The organism is Geobacillus sp. CCR, from assembly GCF_052906625.1.
Map to the genome: position 1 here is coordinate 52089 of NZ_JBREBQ010000009.1, position 18872 is coordinate 70960.

General features: G+C 52.5%; 22 protein-coding genes and 3 tRNA genes. 22 read left to right on the plus strand and 3 right to left on the minus strand.

The features are described from left to right. Positions 1-62: 62 nt before the first annotated feature. Positions 63-530, minus strand: a complete 468-nt coding sequence (locus ACVBDQ_RS06615; RefSeq protein ID WP_021321939.1) for a hypothetical protein — start codon at positions 528-530, stop codon at positions 63-65. A 13-nt stretch (positions 531-543) separates the two neighbouring features. Then, the gene (locus ACVBDQ_RS06620) at positions 544-1308 is read right to left on the minus strand and encodes a hypothetical protein (RefSeq protein ID WP_011231140.1); all 765 of its coding nucleotides are present in this window, start codon (positions 1306-1308) and stop codon (positions 544-546) included. A gap of 126 nt (positions 1309-1434) precedes the next feature. Between ACVBDQ_RS06620 and ACVBDQ_RS06625 the strand changes: the two genes are divergently transcribed. From ACVBDQ_RS06625 to ACVBDQ_RS06720, 20 genes are all read left to right on the plus strand, one after another. Beyond that, positions 1435-2490, plus strand: coding sequence for an RNA-guided endonuclease TnpB family protein (locus ACVBDQ_RS06625; protein WP_011231141.1), 1056 nt, complete (start codon positions 1435-1437; stop codon positions 2488-2490). Positions 2491-2821: 331 nt separating this feature from the next. Continuing rightward, a tRNA-Pro gene (locus ACVBDQ_RS06630) sits at positions 2822-2895 on the plus strand. A gap of 10 nt (positions 2896-2905) precedes the next feature. Beyond that, positions 2906-2978, plus strand: a tRNA-Ala gene (locus tag ACVBDQ_RS06635). Between the two features lie 9 nt (positions 2979-2987). Next, positions 2988-3077 (plus strand) — tRNA-Ser (locus ACVBDQ_RS06640). A 237-nt stretch (positions 3078-3314) separates the two neighbouring features. Next, positions 3315-3584, plus strand: a complete 270-nt coding sequence (locus tag ACVBDQ_RS06645) for an AbrB/MazE/SpoVT family DNA-binding domain-containing protein (RefSeq protein ID WP_011231142.1) — start codon at positions 3315-3317, stop codon at positions 3582-3584. Then, a complete protein-coding gene (locus tag ACVBDQ_RS06650) occupies positions 3584-3913 on the plus strand; it encodes a type II toxin-antitoxin system PemK/MazF family toxin (RefSeq protein WP_011231143.1) in 330 nt (109 codons plus the stop codon). The genes ACVBDQ_RS06645 and ACVBDQ_RS06650 overlap by 1 nt, the downstream gene beginning before the upstream one ends. 455 nt (positions 3914-4368) lie before the next feature. Continuing rightward, the gene (locus tag ACVBDQ_RS06655) at positions 4369-5202 is read left to right on the plus strand and encodes a pirin family protein (RefSeq protein WP_068895472.1); all 834 of its coding nucleotides are present in this window, start codon (positions 4369-4371) and stop codon (positions 5200-5202) included. Between the two features lie 95 nt (positions 5203-5297). Continuing rightward, positions 5298-6047, plus strand: coding sequence for an oxygen-insensitive NADPH nitroreductase (gene nfsA / locus ACVBDQ_RS06660; RefSeq protein ID WP_446663114.1), 750 nt, complete (start codon positions 5298-5300; stop codon positions 6045-6047). A gap of 189 nt (positions 6048-6236) precedes the next feature. Then, positions 6237-6980: an NAD-dependent protein deacylase gene (locus tag ACVBDQ_RS06665; protein ID WP_011231148.1), complete on the plus strand. Its 744-nt coding sequence runs from the start codon at positions 6237-6239 to the stop codon at positions 6978-6980. Positions 6981-7159: 179 nt separating this feature from the next. Beyond that, a complete protein-coding gene (locus ACVBDQ_RS06670; RefSeq protein WP_013523725.1) occupies positions 7160-8338 on the plus strand; it encodes an acyl-CoA dehydrogenase family protein in 1179 nt (392 codons plus the stop codon). A 36-nt stretch (positions 8339-8374) separates the two neighbouring features. Next, on the plus strand, positions 8375-9139 hold the full coding sequence (locus tag ACVBDQ_RS06675; RefSeq protein ID WP_013523726.1) for a beta-ketoacyl-ACP reductase: 765 nt from the start codon (positions 8375-8377) through the stop codon (positions 9137-9139). An 18-nt stretch (positions 9140-9157) separates the two neighbouring features. Continuing rightward, positions 9158-9607, plus strand: coding sequence for a MaoC family dehydratase N-terminal domain-containing protein (locus ACVBDQ_RS06680; RefSeq protein ID WP_446663115.1), 450 nt, complete (start codon positions 9158-9160; stop codon positions 9605-9607). After that, complete coding sequence (locus ACVBDQ_RS06685; RefSeq protein ID WP_079936478.1) at positions 9604-10008, plus strand: MaoC family dehydratase; 405 nt, start codon at positions 9604-9606, stop codon at positions 10006-10008. The genes ACVBDQ_RS06680 and ACVBDQ_RS06685 overlap by 4 nt, the downstream gene beginning before the upstream one ends. A gap of 80 nt (positions 10009-10088) precedes the next feature. Further along, a complete protein-coding gene (locus ACVBDQ_RS06690; RefSeq protein ID WP_446663116.1) occupies positions 10089-11258 on the plus strand; it encodes a thiolase family protein in 1170 nt (389 codons plus the stop codon). A gap of 20 nt (positions 11259-11278) precedes the next feature. Further along, a complete protein-coding gene (locus tag ACVBDQ_RS06695) occupies positions 11279-11905 on the plus strand; it encodes a TetR/AcrR family transcriptional regulator (RefSeq protein ID WP_021321368.1) in 627 nt (208 codons plus the stop codon). A 61-nt stretch (positions 11906-11966) separates the two neighbouring features. Next, positions 11967-12830 carry a branched-chain amino acid ABC transporter permease gene (locus ACVBDQ_RS06700; RefSeq protein ID WP_020279658.1) on the plus strand — a complete coding sequence of 288 codons (864 nt, stop codon included), beginning with the start codon at positions 11967-11969 and terminating at the stop codon, positions 12828-12830. Further along, positions 12830-13867 (plus strand): branched-chain amino acid ABC transporter permease, encoded by a 1038-nt coding sequence (locus tag ACVBDQ_RS06705; protein ID WP_011231156.1) that lies wholly within the window; start codon positions 12830-12832, stop codon positions 13865-13867. The genes ACVBDQ_RS06700 and ACVBDQ_RS06705 overlap by 1 nt, the downstream gene beginning before the upstream one ends. Before the next feature lie 2 nt (positions 13868-13869). Continuing rightward, complete coding sequence (locus ACVBDQ_RS06710) at positions 13870-14634, plus strand: ABC transporter ATP-binding protein (protein WP_011231157.1); 765 nt, start codon at positions 13870-13872, stop codon at positions 14632-14634. Next, a complete protein-coding gene (locus ACVBDQ_RS06715; RefSeq protein ID WP_011231158.1) occupies positions 14627-15334 on the plus strand; it encodes an ABC transporter ATP-binding protein in 708 nt (235 codons plus the stop codon). The genes ACVBDQ_RS06710 and ACVBDQ_RS06715 overlap by 8 nt, the downstream gene beginning before the upstream one ends. Positions 15335-15460: 126 nt before the next feature. Further along, positions 15461-16675: an ABC transporter substrate-binding protein gene (locus tag ACVBDQ_RS06720; protein WP_011231159.1), complete on the plus strand. Its 1215-nt coding sequence runs from the start codon at positions 15461-15463 to the stop codon at positions 16673-16675. Positions 16676-16866: 191 nt separating this feature from the next. Here ACVBDQ_RS06720 and ACVBDQ_RS06725 read toward each other — a convergent pair whose 3' ends face one another. Beyond that, positions 16867-17310, minus strand: a complete 444-nt coding sequence (locus ACVBDQ_RS06725) for an OsmC family protein (protein ID WP_011231160.1) — start codon at positions 17308-17310, stop codon at positions 16867-16869. A gap of 303 nt (positions 17311-17613) precedes the next feature. On the opposite strand from ACVBDQ_RS06725, the gene ACVBDQ_RS06730 reads away from it, so the two are divergent. Together ACVBDQ_RS06730 and ACVBDQ_RS06735 are read left to right on the plus strand one after the other, a co-directional pair. Then, positions 17614-18615 carry a DMT family transporter gene (locus ACVBDQ_RS06730; protein ID WP_100659659.1) on the plus strand — a complete coding sequence of 334 codons (1002 nt, stop codon included), beginning with the start codon at positions 17614-17616 and terminating at the stop codon, positions 18613-18615. Continuing rightward, positions 18612-18869, plus strand: coding sequence for a hypothetical protein (locus ACVBDQ_RS06735; protein WP_013145362.1), 258 nt, complete (start codon positions 18612-18614; stop codon positions 18867-18869). Before ACVBDQ_RS06730 ends, ACVBDQ_RS06735 begins: the two co-directional genes overlap by 4 nt. Positions 18870-18872 lie beyond the last annotated feature (3 nt).

Below are 18872 nucleotides of genomic sequence, written 5' to 3' on the forward strand. Positions count from 1 at the left end.
CAGAGCGGCGAAAACCCGAGGGGGTGTTCCCTCGGGTTTTTCAGTGAAAGGGGATGAAATGCCTATCTATTCGGCTGCTTGTCGTGAACGCCGGCGAGTCCAAGCGCGTGATGGCCCCGCAGCAACTGCTCCACGGCCGGCCATTGCTGTTCATCGCAACGGATGAGAAGCACGATATCAGCGCCTGTGCGGCTTTGACGGTGCGTGGATTTTCGGTTTACCCACCATTTGAGCAAAATGCCGATTCCGATGCCTGAAACCGCCCCGATAATCCCCCAAATGATCGGACCCCATGCCAACACATAGCCGTAAATCGCCCCTAGCAGCATCAAGCACGTTCCTAAAATCGCCGCCAAGTCAAGGAAGCTGAACCCGTTGGCGTGATGGAGCGTATCAAGCAGGCGCGGCGGTTCGGCAGAGCGGTTGAGCGGGACTGCAAAAATCTGATGTTCAGCAATCCCTTTTTCTTGAAGCGCTGAAATCGCCAGTTCAACGAATAGGTGGCTCTCGAAAGTGGCAATGACAATCATGAAACGCCTCCCATCAAATCGGCCATGCGAACCGTTTCGGCTGAAAGCGGCGCCGCAAATAGTGGGCTAGTTCTTTTTCAAACAACTTGTTGTATTCGACCGCTGATACGTAAGCATCGTAAAAGATGAACGAATAAATCGATGGCAGATAAAGCGCCCACTGCATATCGATGATCTTCGTTGCACAATCGAATCGGCCCGTCAGCGTGTACGTAATCGCTTCGGGCAAGTGGGCGAAATACGATACCAAAATGGTAAAGGTGAAGATAAACAGGCCGGTGATCACTTTATGGACATACAAATGGCCAAGGCCCGGGGCGAGCACCGACCAGACCAGCGCCAGCCAAGGCTCGCGCTTGTCCAAATAATTAATATCCCATATTCCCATTCGGATGGAAGAGATCGGCGCATCTTCGCGGTCGGCGAGCAAATACAGCTTGTTCATGTCGACTGAGCCGCGGTAGCTGTCCCAAATGCTGTACATGTAGATGGCCACATAAAACATGAGCCATCGTTCGTCAAGAACGGCTTTTGCCTTTTCAAAATCGCCAAGCAGCGAGTATAATATACCTGTATTGATATGGGCTTTTGTGTTGATAAACAGCTCCCAGAGGATTAACATAAAGGCCGTGGCGTAGCGTTGCTGCATCAAATTGCCGAAACCCGGAAACGAAAAGGAAAAAAAGGCGACGACAAGCGGATGACGCAAATGGAAATGGGTGGTTGTCAATTGCGACAAATGCGCCCGTTTGCGCCGCGCCGGCGGAATGAGTTTCACAAAGCGCCCCCTTTCCTTTACAGATTCGCGAACGAGAAAGCCCACGCTCTTTAGGCGTGGGATGAAAGTGAGTCGTTTTCTTCATATGGAAATGGCATCCTGTCATTGTTGCAAGGAGGTGAATCCATGCCGACCATCACACTAAAGCTGGAGCTGCACAACCCAACGAAAGTCAAACAGGACATGTACGAACGGATGACAGAAGTGAATACCTCGTTTGCCAATTGGCTGTTGAATCATCCCAAGCTGAATCAAGCGACGAGCAAATTATTTAAAGAGTTTTCGTCGCAGCGGTTTCCTTCCGCCGTCGTGAATCAGACGATTCGAGAAGTGAAGTCTCAAAAGAAAAGCCAAAAGGCAAAGAAGTTTCGAACATTCTGGTGCTGCTTTAACAATCAAAACGTGAAGGTGGAAAAGAAAGGAGCGTTCTACACGGTTTCCTTCCCCACACTGGAGAAGCGAATTGGCGTGCCAGTGGTTGCGCGCCCCTACCAAGAAGCGTGGCTGAAGCGGCTGCTCGATGGAACCGTCAAACAAGGGGCCGCCAAACTCTACAAAAAGCGAACGAAATGGTATTTGGCGATCGCGATCACCTTTGAAGTCAAGCCGCGGCACGAAACAAAGGTGATGGGGGTTGACCTTGGGCTTCGCTATCTCGCCGTGGCCAGCGTGGGAACGAAATCGTTGTTTTTCAAAGGGAACCAATGCGCTTTTGTGCGCCGACGCTATGCGGCTTTGCGGCGAACGTTGGGCAAAGAGAAGAAGCTTCATATGATTCGCAAAATCGGCCGTAAAGAATCCCGCTGGATGAAGGACCAAAATCACAAAATCAGCCGTCAAATCGTGAATGTTGCGCTCGCCAACGGTGTTGGCGTGATTCGGATGGAAGCGTTGACGGGGATTCGGAAACGGGCCAAATTGGCCAAAGAAGCGGGGCGAAGCCTTCATTCATGGGCGTTTCATCAACTGCAAACGATGATCGCCTATAAAGCGGAAATGGCGGGCATTCGGGTGGAGTGGGTGGATCCAACCTACACGAGCCAAACGTGTAAATGTGGTTATCGAGAGAAAGCGAACCGAAACGGCATCCACTTCCGATGCCAAAGGTGTGGATACACCCTCCACGCCGACTTGAATGGCGCCATCAACATCGCCAAAGCGATTTCGGGCTTTGTCGCCTAACCTAGCGCACTGGTCACAGGTGCGCCGCCCATGGGGGTACATCCTAACCCGATGGGACGGGGTGATGACACACCCCTGAACTTGGGCGTTGTCTGAACCAGAAATGGATGAGGACGCAAACGACCCAAGAATCCCACGCCCTTTAGGCGTGTGGAGTGTCAAACGGTTGCTGTGTTTTTAGTATAGGAAAAAAGGAGCGGCAGCTATGCAGGTCGTTTCAGAAAAAAGATAAATTTTCATCCGTTATGGCGAAAAAAAGATAAAAAAACTATTGACTTTCCTTTGAGGTTCATATAGAATATAAATTGTCGCAAGGTAAACCAGCTTATGTCGGGAAGTAGCTCAGCTTGGTAGAGCACACGGTTCGGGTCCGTGAGGTCGCAGGTTCAAATCCTGTCTTCCCGATCATTAATTTGGGGCCTTAGCTCAGCTGGGAGAGCGCCTGCCCCGCACGCAGGAGGTCATCGGTTCGAATCCGATAGGCTCCATTTTCATACGGAGGAATACCCAAGTCTGGCTGAAGGGGGCGGTTTCGAAAACCGCTAGGGGTGTCACAGCCCGCGGGGGTTCGAATCCCTCTTCCTCCATTTCTAATATCCGATCCTGTCAAATTGTAAATCATGAAACCCTTGATACGACTGCGTTGGCAGTCGTTTTTCATTTTTTGGGAATCCTTTTGACTTTTCTTCAAATCCTTTAACATGTTCAGCGTCTTATCATCAATCGTAATCGTTCGTTTCGAATCGAAAACACCGTCTCGATGGCATCTTTTTTTGAATTTATGTATATACTATGTATATACGAAATGAAAGGAGAGAGGTATAATGGAATTAAACAAACAGAAAGGAGTGTCAATCATGACAATAACCGTTCAAAAATGGGGAAACAGCCTTGCGGTTCGTATCCCAAGCGTGATTGCTGAACGTTTAGCGCTTCATCAAGGATCAGAAGTGGAGATGATCGTTGAGAACCAAGCGATCAAGTTGATCCCGAAAAAGAAAAAGCCGACATTGGAGGAACTTTTGGCTAAAATCACGCCGGAAAATCGCCATGCTGAAATTGATTTTGGAACAGAAGGGAATGAATTGTTCTGATGCAAGCGCCGGATCGCGGGGATCTTGTTTACGTCAATTTCAATCCGCAAGCAGGGCATGAGCAGGCAGGAAAAAGGCCCGGCATCGTTCTATCACCAAAGCGGTTCAATCAATTGACAGGGTTTGCGGTGCTTTGCCCGATCACCCGGCAACAAAAAGGATATCCATTTGAAGTGGAATTGCCATCAGGCTTGGCCGTTGAAGGCGTGATTTTAACCGATCAGGTCAAAAGTTTAGATTGGCGCGCCCGACAGCTTCAAATAGTAGGACGGGCGCCCAATGAAGTTGTTTCGGATTGCTTGGATCTGATTCATACTTTTCTTTCGTGAAAGGCCATTTATGTTGGCCTTTTGTTCACTTTTAGCATACTTTTTGCGTACATTTTTGCCCTTCACGCTCCTTGAGGCGGGAGACTTCCTTCGGATATTTTGTGAAAAAGGCAGAATTGAGCAACGAAAAGAAGGCGGATCGTCCCGCTTTTTTGCATGGATTGACACACTGGAGATTATTTTGCACAAATTTTGCACGTGATGAACGAGCATGTCCATTCATCCTTGAAATATCAATCGTTTTATGGTGGGATTGGAATCCCTCTTCCAACGTCCACCTGCCGAGTGCCGGCAGGTTTTTTGTTTTTTGCGAGCGGTATGGCCGCCATTTTTCAGGCGGATGGCTTGCCTGTTTTTCGTTGAATCCGGTACGATGAAGGGGGGAGCGGTTTGCCGATTGAGCTGCACTCCTTCCGGCAACGGCCGGGATTGCGCAACATAAGGGAGGAGAGGTTATGGCGATTCAACGCCGCATTCGTCGCGTGAAAACCGTGCAAATGACGACCAACAGCCCCATTCATCAGAGCGGTTCGGTGCTTGAGCCCGGGAACTGGCAAGAGTATGATCCGTTTTTGTTGCTGATGGAAGACATTTTTGAGCGAGGAACGTTTGACGTCCATCCGCACCGCGGCATTGAGACGGTCACGTATGTGATCAGCGGCGAGCTTGAACATTTCGACAGCAAAGCCGGCCACAGCACGCTCGGCCCCGGGGATGTGCAATGGATGACGGCCGGCCGCGGCGTCGTCCATAAGGAAGATCCGGCGCCCGGTTCGACGGTGCACAGCTTGCAACTTTGGGTCAACTTGCCGAGCGCGTACAAAATGACCGAGCCGCGCTACCAAAACTTGCGCTCCAAAGACATGCCCGTGCGCAAGGAAGAGGGAGCGACGATCCGGGTCTTTTCCGGGTCATCGAAAGGCGTCAAAGCGCCGACGAAAAACATCGTTCCCGTCACGATGGTGGAAATGATTGTCGAACCGGGAACAACGGTCGTGCAAGATTTGCCGGGGCATTACAATGGGTTTTTGTACATTCTTGAGGGGAGTGGCGTGTTCGGTGCCGACAACATCGAAGGAAAAGCCGGGCAAGCGCTGTTTTTCAGCCGCCACAACCGCGGCGAGGAAACGGAGCTAAACGTGACCGCCCGCGAAAAACTCCGCCTTCTTCTTTATGCCGGCGAGCCGGTGAACGAACCGGTCGTCGCCTACGGGCCGTTCGTCATGAACACGCCGGAACAAATCCGCGAGGCGATTCGCGATTACCAGGAAGGGCGGTTTGGGCGATAATGGAAGGGAAAGAGCCGATTCGTTGTATGGCTCTTTCTTTTTTGTTATCATGTTCACAAAAAGAAGCCGTTGGGCTGTTCAAGGAGGACATAGTCATGAACCAAGTCATCGAAACGATTCTCCAGCACCGTTCGATCCGCCGGTTTGAAGACCGGCCGCTCACGGATGAACAAATCCGCACGATCGTCGAATGCGCCCAGGCGGCATCGACTTCAAGCTATGTTCAAGCGTACTCGATCATCGGGGTGAAAGATCCGGAGAAAAAACGGAAGCTCGCCGAGCTGGCGGGAAATCAATCCTATGTCGAGCATAACGGCCATTTCTTTGTCTTTTGCGCTGATTTTCACCGCCATGAGCTCATTGGCGAGCTAGAAGGAAAAGACGTGCTTCCATCGCTTGAGAGTACGGAAAAGTTTATGGTCGCGCTGATTGACACGGCGCTTGCGGCGCAAAATGCCGCCATTGCCGCGGAGTCGATGGGGCTTGGCATTTGCTATATCGGCGGGCTTCGCAACAACTTGCCGGAAGTATGTGCGCTGCTAAATGTGCCGAAGCGGGTCATTCCGCTGTTTGGGCTTGCCGTCGGCTATCCTGCACAAACGCCGGATCCAAAGCCGCGGTTGCCGTTTGAACACGTTTATCACGAGGACGAATACGACCAAGACCGGGCGCGATTCATCGCGCAGTTGCAGCGCTACAATGAAACCGTTTCCGCCTATTATGAACAACGGACAAACGGCCGCCGCCGCGACACATGGACCGGGCAGATGGCCGATACGCTCAGCCGCCAAGTCCGGATGTACATGAAGGAGTTTGTGGAAGGGAAAGGGTTCAATTTACGGTAGCCTCTCTTCGTTCGGAAGAGGGGTTTTTCTTGCAGGCGATTCCATTTGTGAGAAAACTATGCCAGCCCGTTGGACATTGGTTTTGGTGATTGATTTTGTCTGGAGTTTCAGCTATACGTTATGGCCTCGAAAAGAACCGAAGGCGAGACTGGTAAAACCAAGAGGTTCGTAGGAAAGGAGAGAACGAGGATGGACCAAATCCGGCAACTGGCGCAATGGATCAAAGAGGCGAATACGATCGCCGTCCTGACCGGGGCGGGGATGAGCACGGAATCCGGCATTCCTGATTTTCGCAGCGAAAACGGCCTTTACGCCCAAGAGGACAATGTCGAATATTATTTGTCAGAGTATTATTACAAAAAAGATCCGGTTGATTTTTGGCGTCGATTCAAGCGGATGTTTTCATTAAAAATGATGGGCGGCTTTGCCCCGAATGACGGGCATCGGTTTCTCCGCTGGCTTGAGGAGATGGGCAAGACGGTGACGATTTTGACGCAAAATATTGACGGGCTGCATACGAAAGCAGGAAGCACGAATGTCATTGAGCTGCACGGCACGCTGCAGACGGCGACATGCCCGTCATGCGGCAACAAGTATGATCTGTCGTTTATCAACCGTCACGAGGTGCCGCGCTGTGAAAAGTGCCAGACGATTGTCAAACCGGATGTCGTTTTGTTTGGCGGGCTCGTGCCGCGCATGGAAGAAGCGTTTGCTGCGGCGGCCGCCAGCGACTTGCTTCTGGCGATGGGAACAAGTTTGGAAGTGGCGCCCGTGAATCAAATCCCGTTTTATGTCGCCGCCGAATCGCCGGCAACAAGGAAAGTATTGATCAACAAAACAGCGACAAGAATGGACGGGATGTTTGACCTTGTCATTTATGGCGGAATCGGGAAAACGGTCGCTAGCGTGCGCAAGCAAATACAGGCGGAATAGATCGATAGATTCCATGCCAACGGGAGAACGCATATGGCGTTTTCCCGTTGGACGAAAATCAAAAAAGGTATTGTACTTTTCAGAACATTCGAATATAATAAAGATAACATACCAACCGGTTGGTATTTTGATGAGTGGAGTCGAGCATAAAGGCGTAACGGAAAAGGGAGGGGACCATCATGTATTTGCGCTTAACGGACGAGCAGCGCATGGTGCAAAAAGCGATCCGCAAGTTTGTCGAAAAAGAATTGATGCCGCTCGAAAATGAAGTATTGCGCAATGAGCGCGAAGGGAAGCCTGGGCTCCCGCCCGAAAAATTAAAAGAGCTGCAGCTCAAAGCGAAGGAAGCGGGGTTTTGGGGGATCAACACGCCGGAGGAATACGGCGGCGCGAATTTGGGCCATGTCATGCAGGCGATTGTGTTGATGGAAGTGTCGAAAACGCTTGTTCCGTTCCAGTTTGGCGGATCGGCGGACAACATTTTGTATTACGCGAATGAAGAGCAAAAGAAAAAATATTTGATCCCGACGATCAACGGCGAGAAAAAATCGTGCTTTGCCATGACCGAGCCGGGAGCAGGATCAGATACGCGCAACATTAAAATGACGGCGGTGAAAGACGGCGACGAGTGGGTGTTAAACGGGGAGAAGACATTCATTACCGGCGGCAACGACGCCGATTTTGTCATGGTGATCGCCATCACCGACAAAGAGCGTCACCAAGCTTCGAACGGGCGTGAAGGGGTGACGTGTTTTATCGTCGACCGCGAGATGGGCTGGCGTTCGGAACCGATACATACGATGGGACCTTCCACTCCAGCCAGCTTAATTTTCGAAAACGTGCGCGTGCCGGAAGAAAACATTTTAGGCGAGCTGCATCACGGCTATAAGCTTGGGCTTGAGTGGATCGGCTACGCCCGCTGGGTCGTAGGCGCCCGTGCGGTCGGAGCGGCCGAGCGGCTTTTGCAAATGGCCATTGACTATGCGAAGGAGCGTGTCACATTCGGCAAACCGATCGCCGAGCGGCAGGCGATCCAATGGATGATTGCCGATTCGGCGGTAGAAATCGAAGCGGCGAAATGGCTTGTGTTAAACGCGGCCTTTACGCTTGACCAAGGGGAGGACAACCGCCATTTAGCCTCGATGGCGAAACTGTTTGGCGCGAACATGGGCAACCGCGTCGTCGACCGCGTCATGCAAATCCACGGCGGCATGGGCTACACGAAAGAAATGCCGATCGAGCGCTGGTATCGTGAAGCGAGATTGTGGCGCATTTACGACGGCACGGATGAAATTCAGCGCCTCATTATCGCCCGCAATTTGATCAAAGGGCACGTCAAGCTTGGACAGTTCATCTAAAAAAATGAAAGCGTTATCGAAAGGGAGGAGAACACGATGAGCCAACGGTTTGCAGGAAGAGTGGCGTTTGTGACCGGAGGAAGCCGCGGCATTGGCAAGGCGATTGTCACCCGCTTCGCGGAAGAAGGAGCGAAAGTGGCGTTCATTGATTTAAACGCAGAAGCCCTTGAAGCGACGGCTGCGGAGCTGCGGGAAAAAGGGTATGACGTTTACGCCAAGGTGGCGAGCGTCACCGACCGCGAACAAGTAGAAGCGACGATCCAAGAAGTGGTCGATCGGTTCGGTTCGCTCGATATTCTCGTCAACAACGCCGGCGTCATCCGCGACAATTTGCTGTTTAAAATGACCGATGACGACTGGCAAACGGTGATGGACGTCCATTTAAAAGGCGCGTTTTACTGCGCCCGCGCCGCGCAAAAATATATGGTCGAAAAAGGGTACGGGCGCATCATCAACATTTCGTCGACATCCGCGCTCGGCAACCGCGGCCAGGCGAACTATTCGGCGGCGAAAGCCGGCATCCAAGGATTTACGAAAACGCTGGCGATTGAGCTTGGCAAATTCGGCATCACGACGAATGCCGTCGCCCCTGGGTTTATTGAAACCGATATGACGAAAGCGACGGCCGAGCGGCTTGGCATTTCGTTTGAGCAGCTCATCCAAGCGAGCGTCGCCAACATCCCGGTCGGGCGCAGCGGCCGTCCGGAAGACATCGCTCATGCGGTCGCCTTTTTCGCCGATGAGCGGTCGTCGTTTGTCAACGGCCAAGTGCTGTATGTCGCCGGCGGTCCGAAATGCTGAAAACGAGGAGGACGGGGCATGTACCAACATGACATCGGGAAACGGTCAGCGAAAGTGAAAAATGTCGTTGAGCGCGGAGCGGTGAAAAAGTTTGCGGAGGCGATCGGCGATCCGAACCCGATTTATTGGGACGAAGAGACGGGGAAACGGTCGCGCTACGGGCGCAACATTGTGCCGCCGACGTTTCCGCGCGTGTTTGACTACGGCGTCATTGAAGGGCTGAAATTGCCGTCCAAAGGGCTCATCCATGGCGAACAGCACTTCCATTATGAGCGCCCGTTGTTTGTCGGTGAAGAGCTGTATTGCTATGCGGAAGTGAAAGATTATTACGAAAAACAAAGCAGCATGGGCCTGCTCGGCTTTTTGGTCATCGCCAACAACGGCGAGGACGCTGACGGAAATCTCATTTTCACTTCCACCTCGACGATCATGATCAACGAGGCGGTTAGAAAGGCGATGAGCGTATGACGAGCATCCGCAAATGGCAAGTCGGAGAGTCGCTTCCCGAAGTAACGCTCGCACCGGTGTCCCGGCTCGATTTAATCAAATACGCCGGCGCATCAGGCGACTACAACCCGATTCATACGATCGATGAAGAGGCGAAAAAAGCCGGCCTGCCGGGCATTATCGCCCACGGCATGTGGACGATGGGCAACCTCGCAAAGCTGTTTACGCCGTACTACGAAGAAGGATTTGTCCAAGACTATTTCGTCCGCTTCCAGTCGATGGTGTTTTTGAACGATGTCATCACCTTAAAAGCAACGGTGAAGGAAAAAGACGAGAAAGCGATCCGCTTTGCCGTCGCCGCCGTCAACCAGCATGGAAAAGAAGTCATTAAGGGCGAAGCCGTGTTTTCTCTGTATGAATGAAGCAAGGCAGCGAGCCCGGTAACATCGAGAACGCCCAGTTGCCGGGTTTCGTACTACAAAGGGGATGAGGAGGAGTCAGGATGAGACGGGATGCCGTCATTGTGTCTGCTGTACGAACGGCCATCGCCCGCCAAGGCGGTGCTTTGGCGACGATGCCGGCGCATATTTACGGCGCGGAAGTGATCAAAGAAGCGATGCGGCGGGCGAATATTGGTCCGGAGCATGTCGATGATGTCATTATGGGCAACGTCCTAAGCGGCGGCGGCAATATCGCCCGGCTGACCGCGCTGCAAACCGGATTGTCGCTCGAGCTGACGGGAGTGACGGTGGACCGGCAGTGCGGTTCGGGCATTAACGCCGTCAATTTAGCGGCGCAAGCCATTTGGGCCGGCGACGGAGATGTGTATATTGCCGGCGGCGTGGAAAGCATGAGCCGCGCGCCGTATTTGATGGACCGCCCGGAAAAACCGTACAGCTCGACGCCGCCAAGCTTCCGCAAATCGCAGCTATCGCCGAAAGAAATCGGCGACCCGCCGATGGGCATCACGGCGGAAAACTTGGCCAAAAAGTACGGCATCAGCCGTGAAGAACAAGACGCATTCGCCTTGCGCAGCCAGCAGCGCATGGCGCGCGCCATGCAGGAAGGGCGGTTTGACGAGCAAATCGTGCCCATTGCCGTGCCGGTGAAAAAAGGGGAGCCGTTCATCTTCGATACGGACGAACATCCGCGGCCAAACACAACCATGGAAGCGCTCGCAAAACTGCCGCCGGCGTTTTTGGAAGGCGGCACGGTGACGGCGGGGAATAGTTCAGGGCTCAATGACGCCGCTGCCGCGCTCGTCATCATGTCGCGGGAAAAAGCAGAGGAGCTTGGCTTAAAGCCGCTTGCCGTCATCCGCGCCCATGCGGTCGCCGGAGTGGATCCGAACATCATGGGCATTGGCCCGGTGCCGGCGACAAGAAAAGTGCTTGAAAAGGCGGGGCTGACGCTTGATGAGATGGACATCATTGAAATCAATGAAGCGTTTGCCGCGCAAGTGATCGCCTGCGACCGTGAGCTTGAGATGGATCCCGAAAAAGTGAACATAAACGGCGGCGCCATCGCCCATGGCCATCCGCTCGGCGCGACGGGAGCGATTTTGATCACAAAAGCGGTGTATGAACTGAAGCGCTGCGGAGGGAAATACGCGCTCATTACGGCGTGCATCGGCGGCGGCCAAGGCATCGCGACGATTATTGAGAGAGAATGACGCATTGGAGACCGTGGAGGATGAAAGAAAGATTAAGGGAAGTCGCCATTGAGTTGTTTGAACGCAAAGGATTCAAAGAAACGTCGGTGCAGGAAATCGTCGAAGCGATCGGGGCAACGAAGGGGGCCTTTTACTACTATTACAAAAGCAAAGAGGAGTTGCTATGTGATATTTGCGTTTCCTATCTAGATGATTTGCTTCGGCAGCAAGCCTGCATTGTCCAAGATCCCGAGAAAAGCTGCACGGAGAAATTGCGGGCCATCGTCCATATGGTCATCTGCAATATCCGCACACGGAAGAAAAGCGCCCGCATTTTCTTCCGTGAAATGCGGCATTTGGCGGATGACCATTTGACGGAAATCCGCGCCAAGCGGCGGTTGTTTCGCAAGCGGTATGAACAGCTGGTTCGAGAAGGGATCGCCCGCGGGGAATTCAAGCCGTCGCTTCATGCAGAAATGATTACGTTTGGCCTGCTTGGCATCACCAACTGGAGCTATTATTGGTTCCGGCCTGACGGAGGCATCTCTGAAGAAGAACTGACGGACATTTTCGTTGATTTCATTTTGCACGGCATAAAGGCGCCAAGAGCTGGAGAAAGCGGTCGAAATGAGGCGGAGCCAGGCAATTCGGGCGGCCAGACCGAATGAAAGATCGGCCGCGCTGCTTTGATGGTCTGGCCAAACGGCAAACAAAAAGGGGGGGATCGGGATGGAGCTATTCATCCAGCAGCTGTTAAACGGGCTGACAGTTGGAAGCGTTTACAGCCTTGTCGCGTTAGGTTTGACGCTTGTTTATGGCATTTTGCACATTCCAAACTTTGCCCACGGCGCGTTATATATGATGGGGGGTTATGTCACGCTCACTGCGATGACGAAAGCCGGGCTGCCGTACGGGTTGGCCGTTGTCGTGTCGATGGCCGCGGTCGGGATGCTCGGTGTATTGATGGAACGGCTTGTGTTTTATCCGCTTCGCGACGCACCGCCGCTCCATGACAAAATTGCGGCGATTGGCATTTTGTTGTTTTTGGAGGCATTCGCCCAGTTCGTCTGGGGGGCGGACTACCAGACGATGCCAACCCCATACGGCGACGTTGTCAGCATTTTCGGCTTGACCTTGACGGTTCAACGCATCCTCATCATCGCATCCGCTGTCATCATCATGATCTTGCTTTACCTCTTCTTGAAAAAGACGTTCATCGGGGCTTCCATCATCGCGATGGCGCAAAACCGCGAAGGGGCGAATTTGGTCGGCATTAACACCAATAAAGTCGCCATGCTGACGTTTTTCCTTTCCGGCAGTTTGGCAGCGCTCGCCGCGTCGCTCGCTTCGCCGATCAACCTCGTGTTTCCCGGCATGGGCCATCTTGTCATCTTGAAAGCGTTTGTCATCATCATTCTCGGCGGCATGGGAAGCATTCCAGGCGCCATTGTCGGCGGCTATATTTTGGGATTCAGCGAAAGCTTGGGAGCAACGTATGTGTCGAACGACTACAAAGACATTATCGCTTTTGCCATCCTCGTCATCATTTTAACGGTCAAACCGAACGGACTGTTTGCCAAGGAGGGACATTGATGGCTGTATTCGCCAACCGGCGCTTATGGATCGCCGTTCTTGCGGCGCTGGCGCTTGCCTTTCCGTTGCTTGTCACCAACAGCTATTACTTGCACATGATGACGATCTCTTTCATTTGGATGATCGCTGTTTACGGGCTGAATTTATTTGCTGGCTATACTGGTTATTTGTCGCTTGCCCACGCCGGGTTTTTTGCGATTGGCGCGTATGCGCTTGGCATTTTGACGGTGAAAGCCGGCGTGCCGTTTTGGTTGGCTTTCGTGCTTGCTTGTTTGTTCACCACGTTGCTTGGGGCCGTCATCGGGCTTGTTGCGCTGCGGACGAAAGAGCACTTTTTCGCCATTTATACGCTTTGTGTGGGCTATATTATCTATTTGATCATTGACAAATGGGACAGTTTAACCGGCGGAGTGCGCGGGTTTATCGGCATCCCGGCGCCGGCTGACATCGGTCCGCTCTCGTTTCAAACGCCCGTCGCCCAATATTATTTGGTGTTATGCTTCTTGGTTGCGGTCATCTTCACCATGTACCGCCTTGTCTATTCGTTGACCGGACGGACGTACATCGCCATTCGCAACAGTGAGGAGCTCGCGTTGACGCTTGGCATCTCGACGATGAAAAACAAACTCGCCTCGTTTGTTCTCTCGGTCTTTTTTACATCGCTTGCCGGAGCGCTGTACGCATCGTTCATCCGCTTTCTTGGCCCGGACATTGCGTACGTCAGCGTCATGTTCGACTTTTTAACGTATTTGCTTGTCGGTGGGATTGGCACGCTCGCCGGTCCGGTCGTCGGGACGTTGCTGATTACGTTTCTGTCCCAACAATTGCAGTTTTTGCAAGATTACCGGATGTTGATTTTCGGTCCGGTGCTGACGTTGCTCATCATCTTTTACCCACACGGCATTGCCGGGGGGGTCATCCGTTTGAAAGCAAAGCGTGAAGAAGCGCGCCGTCTCGATCCAGAAGCGAACCGAGTTGCTGCGGAACTGGCCGTCTCGAGCCAAGGACGAGGCGAGCGGCACGCAGAGGAGGGATAACGATGCTTTTGCACGTTGAACGGTTGACGAAGCGGTTTGGCGGGCTTCTGGCGGTCAACGATGTCACCTTTTCCGTCGAGCAAGGGAAGATCAACGCCATCATCGGCCCAAACGGAGCCGGCAAATCGACGTTTTTCAATTTAATCAGCGGCTTGTACCGGCCGACGTCAGGGACGATTACGTTCAAAGGGCGCGATATTACCCGCCTGCCGGCAAACGAACGGGCGAAGCTCGGCATCGCCCGCACGTTTCAAACGACTCACTTGTTTGAACAGGCGACGGTGATCGACAACGTCATCATCGGCCATCGTCTCCGCACGTCATCCAACTTATTTGATGCCATTTTGCGCACGAAACGGCACCGCCGCGAGGAACAGGCATGCAAAGAAAAAGCGATGGAAGTGCTCGACTTTGTCGGTCTAACCCATGTGGCGGATCGGATGGTGGCCAACTTGTCGCAGGAGCAGAAAAAGCGGGCGGCGTTCGCGCTTGCCTTGGCGACCGATCCGGAGCTCGTGCTGCTTGATGAACCGGCAGCCGGCATCAACCCGGATGAAACGGAAGGGCTTGAGGAGTTGATCGTCAAAATGATAGAAGGCGGCCTGACTGTTTGCCTGATTGAGCACAAAATGTCGATGATCATGAAAATTGCCGACCGCATTATGGTGTTGAACTATGGAGAGAAAATTGCAGAAGGAACGCCCGAGGAAGTGCGAAACAACGAGGCGGTCATTCAAGCGTATTTAGGAGGGAGCGCCATTGCTTGAAGTTGCGAACGTATCCGTCCGCTACGGGAGTTTTACGGCCATTCGCGATGTGACGTTTTCCGTCAAGCGAGGGGAGATCGCCGTTTTGCTTGGCGCCAACGGGGCCGGGAAAAGCACATTGTTTCGCACGATCAGCGGGCTGCACAAACCAGTGCAAGGGGAAATCCGCCTCGATGGCGAGCGCATTGATTCGCTGCCTCCTGACCGCATCGTCGGGCGCGGCGTCGTGCAATGCGCGGAAGGGCGCAAACTGTTTCCGCGCATGAGTGTATACGAAAATTTGCTGATGGGCGCTTACGTCCATCGGAAGGACAAAGAAGGCATCCGCCGCTCGATTGAACATGTATACGAACTGTTTCCGATTTTGCGCGACAAGCAAAACGCGCCAGCCGGGTCGTTAAGCGGCGGCCAGCAGCAAATGCTCGCCATCGGACGCGCCTTAATGTCACGTCCTGCGGTGCTCTTGCTTGATGAGCCGTCAATCGGACTCGCCCCGTTGATTGTCGAGCAAATGTTTGCGACGATTAAGCAAATCAATGAGGGAGGAACAACGATTTTGTTGGCGGAACAAAACGCTCATGCGGCGCTGTCGATCGCCCATCAAGGCTATGTGTTTGAAAATGGAACGATCGTTGCCTCAGGGACGGCGGAGGAGCTGCTCGCCAACGACGATGTCCGCAAAGCGTACATTGGTGCATGATAGGCCTCATCCTTGTCCATCAGCGAAAGTAAGGAGAGGAGATGGCACTGAAAGGGGGTGAATAACGGGTGTGCTAAATATTATCTAAATATTCAAAATAATAGATCATCAATAGGGGGGAGTAGAATGAAAAAAAGAAAATGGTCAATCGCCGCTATGATCGCGGCCATCATGATGTTGATGCTTGCGGCGTGCAACAATTCGCCAAGCAGCAATAACGCCAACGGCGGAAACAATAGCGGAGGAGGCAGCGGTGAAACGGGCACGGTCAACATCGGCTACAGCGGCCCGCTGAGCGGCCCGGCCGCCTATTATGGCCAACGGACGTTAAACGGCTTGAAAATGGCGGCCGAGGAAATCAACAACAGCGGCGGCTTTGAGGTGAAAGGAAAGAAATACAAAATTAACCTCGTCCCATTAGATGACAAATATTTGCCAAACGAAACGGCAGCGAACGCCAAACGCCTTGTGCAAGAGCATCATACGCCGATCATTTTCACGCCGCACAGCGGTGGCGTCATGGCGCTGCAAGTGTTCAACCAAACGGACAATTTCATCATCGCGGCGTATACGAGTGAGCCGAAAATTACACAAACGGGCAATAAGCTGACCGTGCGCATTCCGCCGCGCTATGACGGCTACATCCCGACGTTTACCGATTATGCCATGAAGCATTTCGGCAGGAAACTGGCCGCCTTGCCGACGGCGACGCAATACGGGAAAGACTGGACAGAAAAACTGTTGCCGTATTGGGAAAAACAAGGCGGAAAAGTTGTCTACAAATCATCGATTGATTTTACGAAAGACACCGACTTCTTTACGATCGTGACGAATGCATTGAAAGAAAAGCCGGATGTCTTGTTTATCGGTGGACCGTCGGAACCGACGGCAAAAGTGGCGAAACAAGCGCGCGAACTTGGTTTTAAAGGCGGCTTTATCATTATGGATCAGGCGAAACTCGATGAGATGAAACGGGTGACGGGCTCTTATGACATGCTTGAAGGTTCGATCGGCGTCATGCCGCTTGTCGAGTCGGATCAACCCGCGGTTCCAGAGTTTGTGAAAAACTATCGGGCAAAGTTCAATGAAGATCCGGGATCGGAAGCCGCTTACAACTATTTGGCGCTTTACGCTTTCGTCGAGGCGATGAAAGCCGCAGGCACCGTCGATGACCCGCAAGCGATCCGCGAACATATGAACGACGGCTTGAAAAACATTCCAGACGAAAAGAAAGTGTATAACGTCCCAAGCATCGGCGACGATGGCGGATTTGAATCGGAAATCGTCGTGGCTGCGGTGGAAAATGGAAAAATTGTGCCCATTGAGTTAATAAAACAATAATACACCATGCAGACTGACAAGCAGAGGCACCTTATCATCGGGCTTTCAATGGGAATGCTCTTTGCATGAGCCCTGAAGTATGCATCTTCTCAAGGATCCGTAGATGGAGCGGTATATGGATGGAGCAATAGAGAGGCTGTCTGAAAAGGTCATCGCACGACTTTTTCCAGACAGCCTTTTCCGTTTTCGCATTATGACGTTTTTTGATTCGCTATAGACACTGTGGGGACGCCCCTTAGGGTGTCTTTTACCGGGCAGACACGTTCAACGTGTTCAATCAAAGCTTGGACGTTTTTTGGATCGGAAGGAGAGTCGATATCAATATGGTAACGAATTTCTAAGAATCCAGGCCGAACGTCCGCTTTCTCCATAAAGCCATCGGGATCTAAATCTCCTTCTACGTGTACTTGAACTCCTTTCAGTTCGACCCCGTGATGGCTGGCAAACAGAGAAATCAGTACATTGATGCAACCGCCTAGTGCGGCTAGGACCAACTCTACGGGATTCGGCCCCTGATCGGTGCCTCCCAAGGCTGGGGGTTCGTCAATGATGACTTGTTTGCCGTTAATGTCAGCCACCGAGCGTACTCCTTCGCCAGACCATTTGACATCAGAGGAAAAGGTAAGCTTAGGCATGAAAAAAACCTCCTGATAAATAAGAATAATATATAAATTAAGAATAATACATAAATACCTATTTGACAAGTAAGAATTTAAAGAAAACGGAGGTGACGGACAGAAGAATGGATGCGGTAATGATAGGATTGCCGCCTGGAAGCACTGTTTCGGGTTGATCAATTCTTATTGTGTACTTCTTATCATAAAAAAACTATGTTCTAAATAATCAAAGAAAACAAATAGAAAAATTTTCAATAATGCGATAAAATAAAACTGCTCTGCCACATGATGAATCTAATCACAGGAGGGGAGAGACCGACCATGCGGGAAATAGCCCTCGGCCTTGCCGCCTCGTTCTTTTTTGCCGTTACGTTCATATTGAACCGGTCTATGGAGCTAGCTGGCGGAAGTTGGACGTGGAGCTCGTCACTTCGTTTTTTCTTTACGGTTCCGCTGTTGTTTGTCATTCTTCTTGCCCGCCGCAATCTCAGTCCGGTTTGGCGCGACATGAAGAGCCATCCATGGACATGGATCGTCTGGGGGACGGTCGGTTTCGGTCTGTTTTACGCGCCGCTCACGTACGCCGCTGCGTACGGCCCAGGATGGCTTGTAGCCGGCACATGGCAGTGCACGATCGTCGCCGGCGTCCTGCTTAGCCCGCTGTTTACAGAACAAATTGAAACGCAAAACGAAACTGTGTCCGTGCGCCGCCCGATTGAAAAACAGGCGCTCTTCATTTCATTTTTTATTTTGCTCGGCGTCGCGCTCGTTCAGTTCCAGCAAGCAGGCCATCTCACGTGGAAAGAAATCGCGTTGGGGATCTTTCCTGTGCTCATCGCCGCCTTTGCTTACCCGCTGGGCAACCGAAAAATGATCGAGCATTGTGCCGGACGGCTTGACGCGTTTCAACGCGTATTCGGGATGACGATCGCCAGCTTGCCGTTTTGGTTTGTCGTGGCGCTGATTGGATGGGCGACAGCCGGGGTTCCTTCGGCTGGGCAAACGGCGCAGTCGCTCATTGTCGCTATCAGCTCGGGCGTTATCGCGACGACGCTTTTTTTCATCGCCACTGACCGGGCGAAAGGAAATGAGCGGAAGCTGGCTGCTGTTGAAGCGACGCAATCCGGAGAAGTGATTTTTGCTGTTATCGGCGAAGTGCTATTCTTATCCGCTCCACTTCCGAACGGATGGGCGTTTGTCGGTTTGGCGGTCATTGTGGCGGGGATTTGCTGGCATAGTTTTGAGTCTGTGAGAATGGCGAAACGGCCGGTTTCGGCTGTTTCGAAGGCCCAGCCTTCGTATCGGGTGGAGGGAGAGCGGTGAAAACGAGCATCTACGCGCTGCTGGCCTGCCATGCGGCTGTGATTTATCTCTGGATTAGCGACTGGGACGTGCTTATGACGCCCGTGGGTCTTGTCGTATGGGGCGGAGGGGTTGCTGTCAGCCTCACCATCCTTCACTTCCGCCCCCGTATTCATCCCAAGCTGCGGTCTATGCTAACAACGATGACGGCGGCGTCGATGCTTGCCGCCGTCTGTTCATTGATCATCGAATGGGCGGTGCGCTCGATGCCGTAGGAA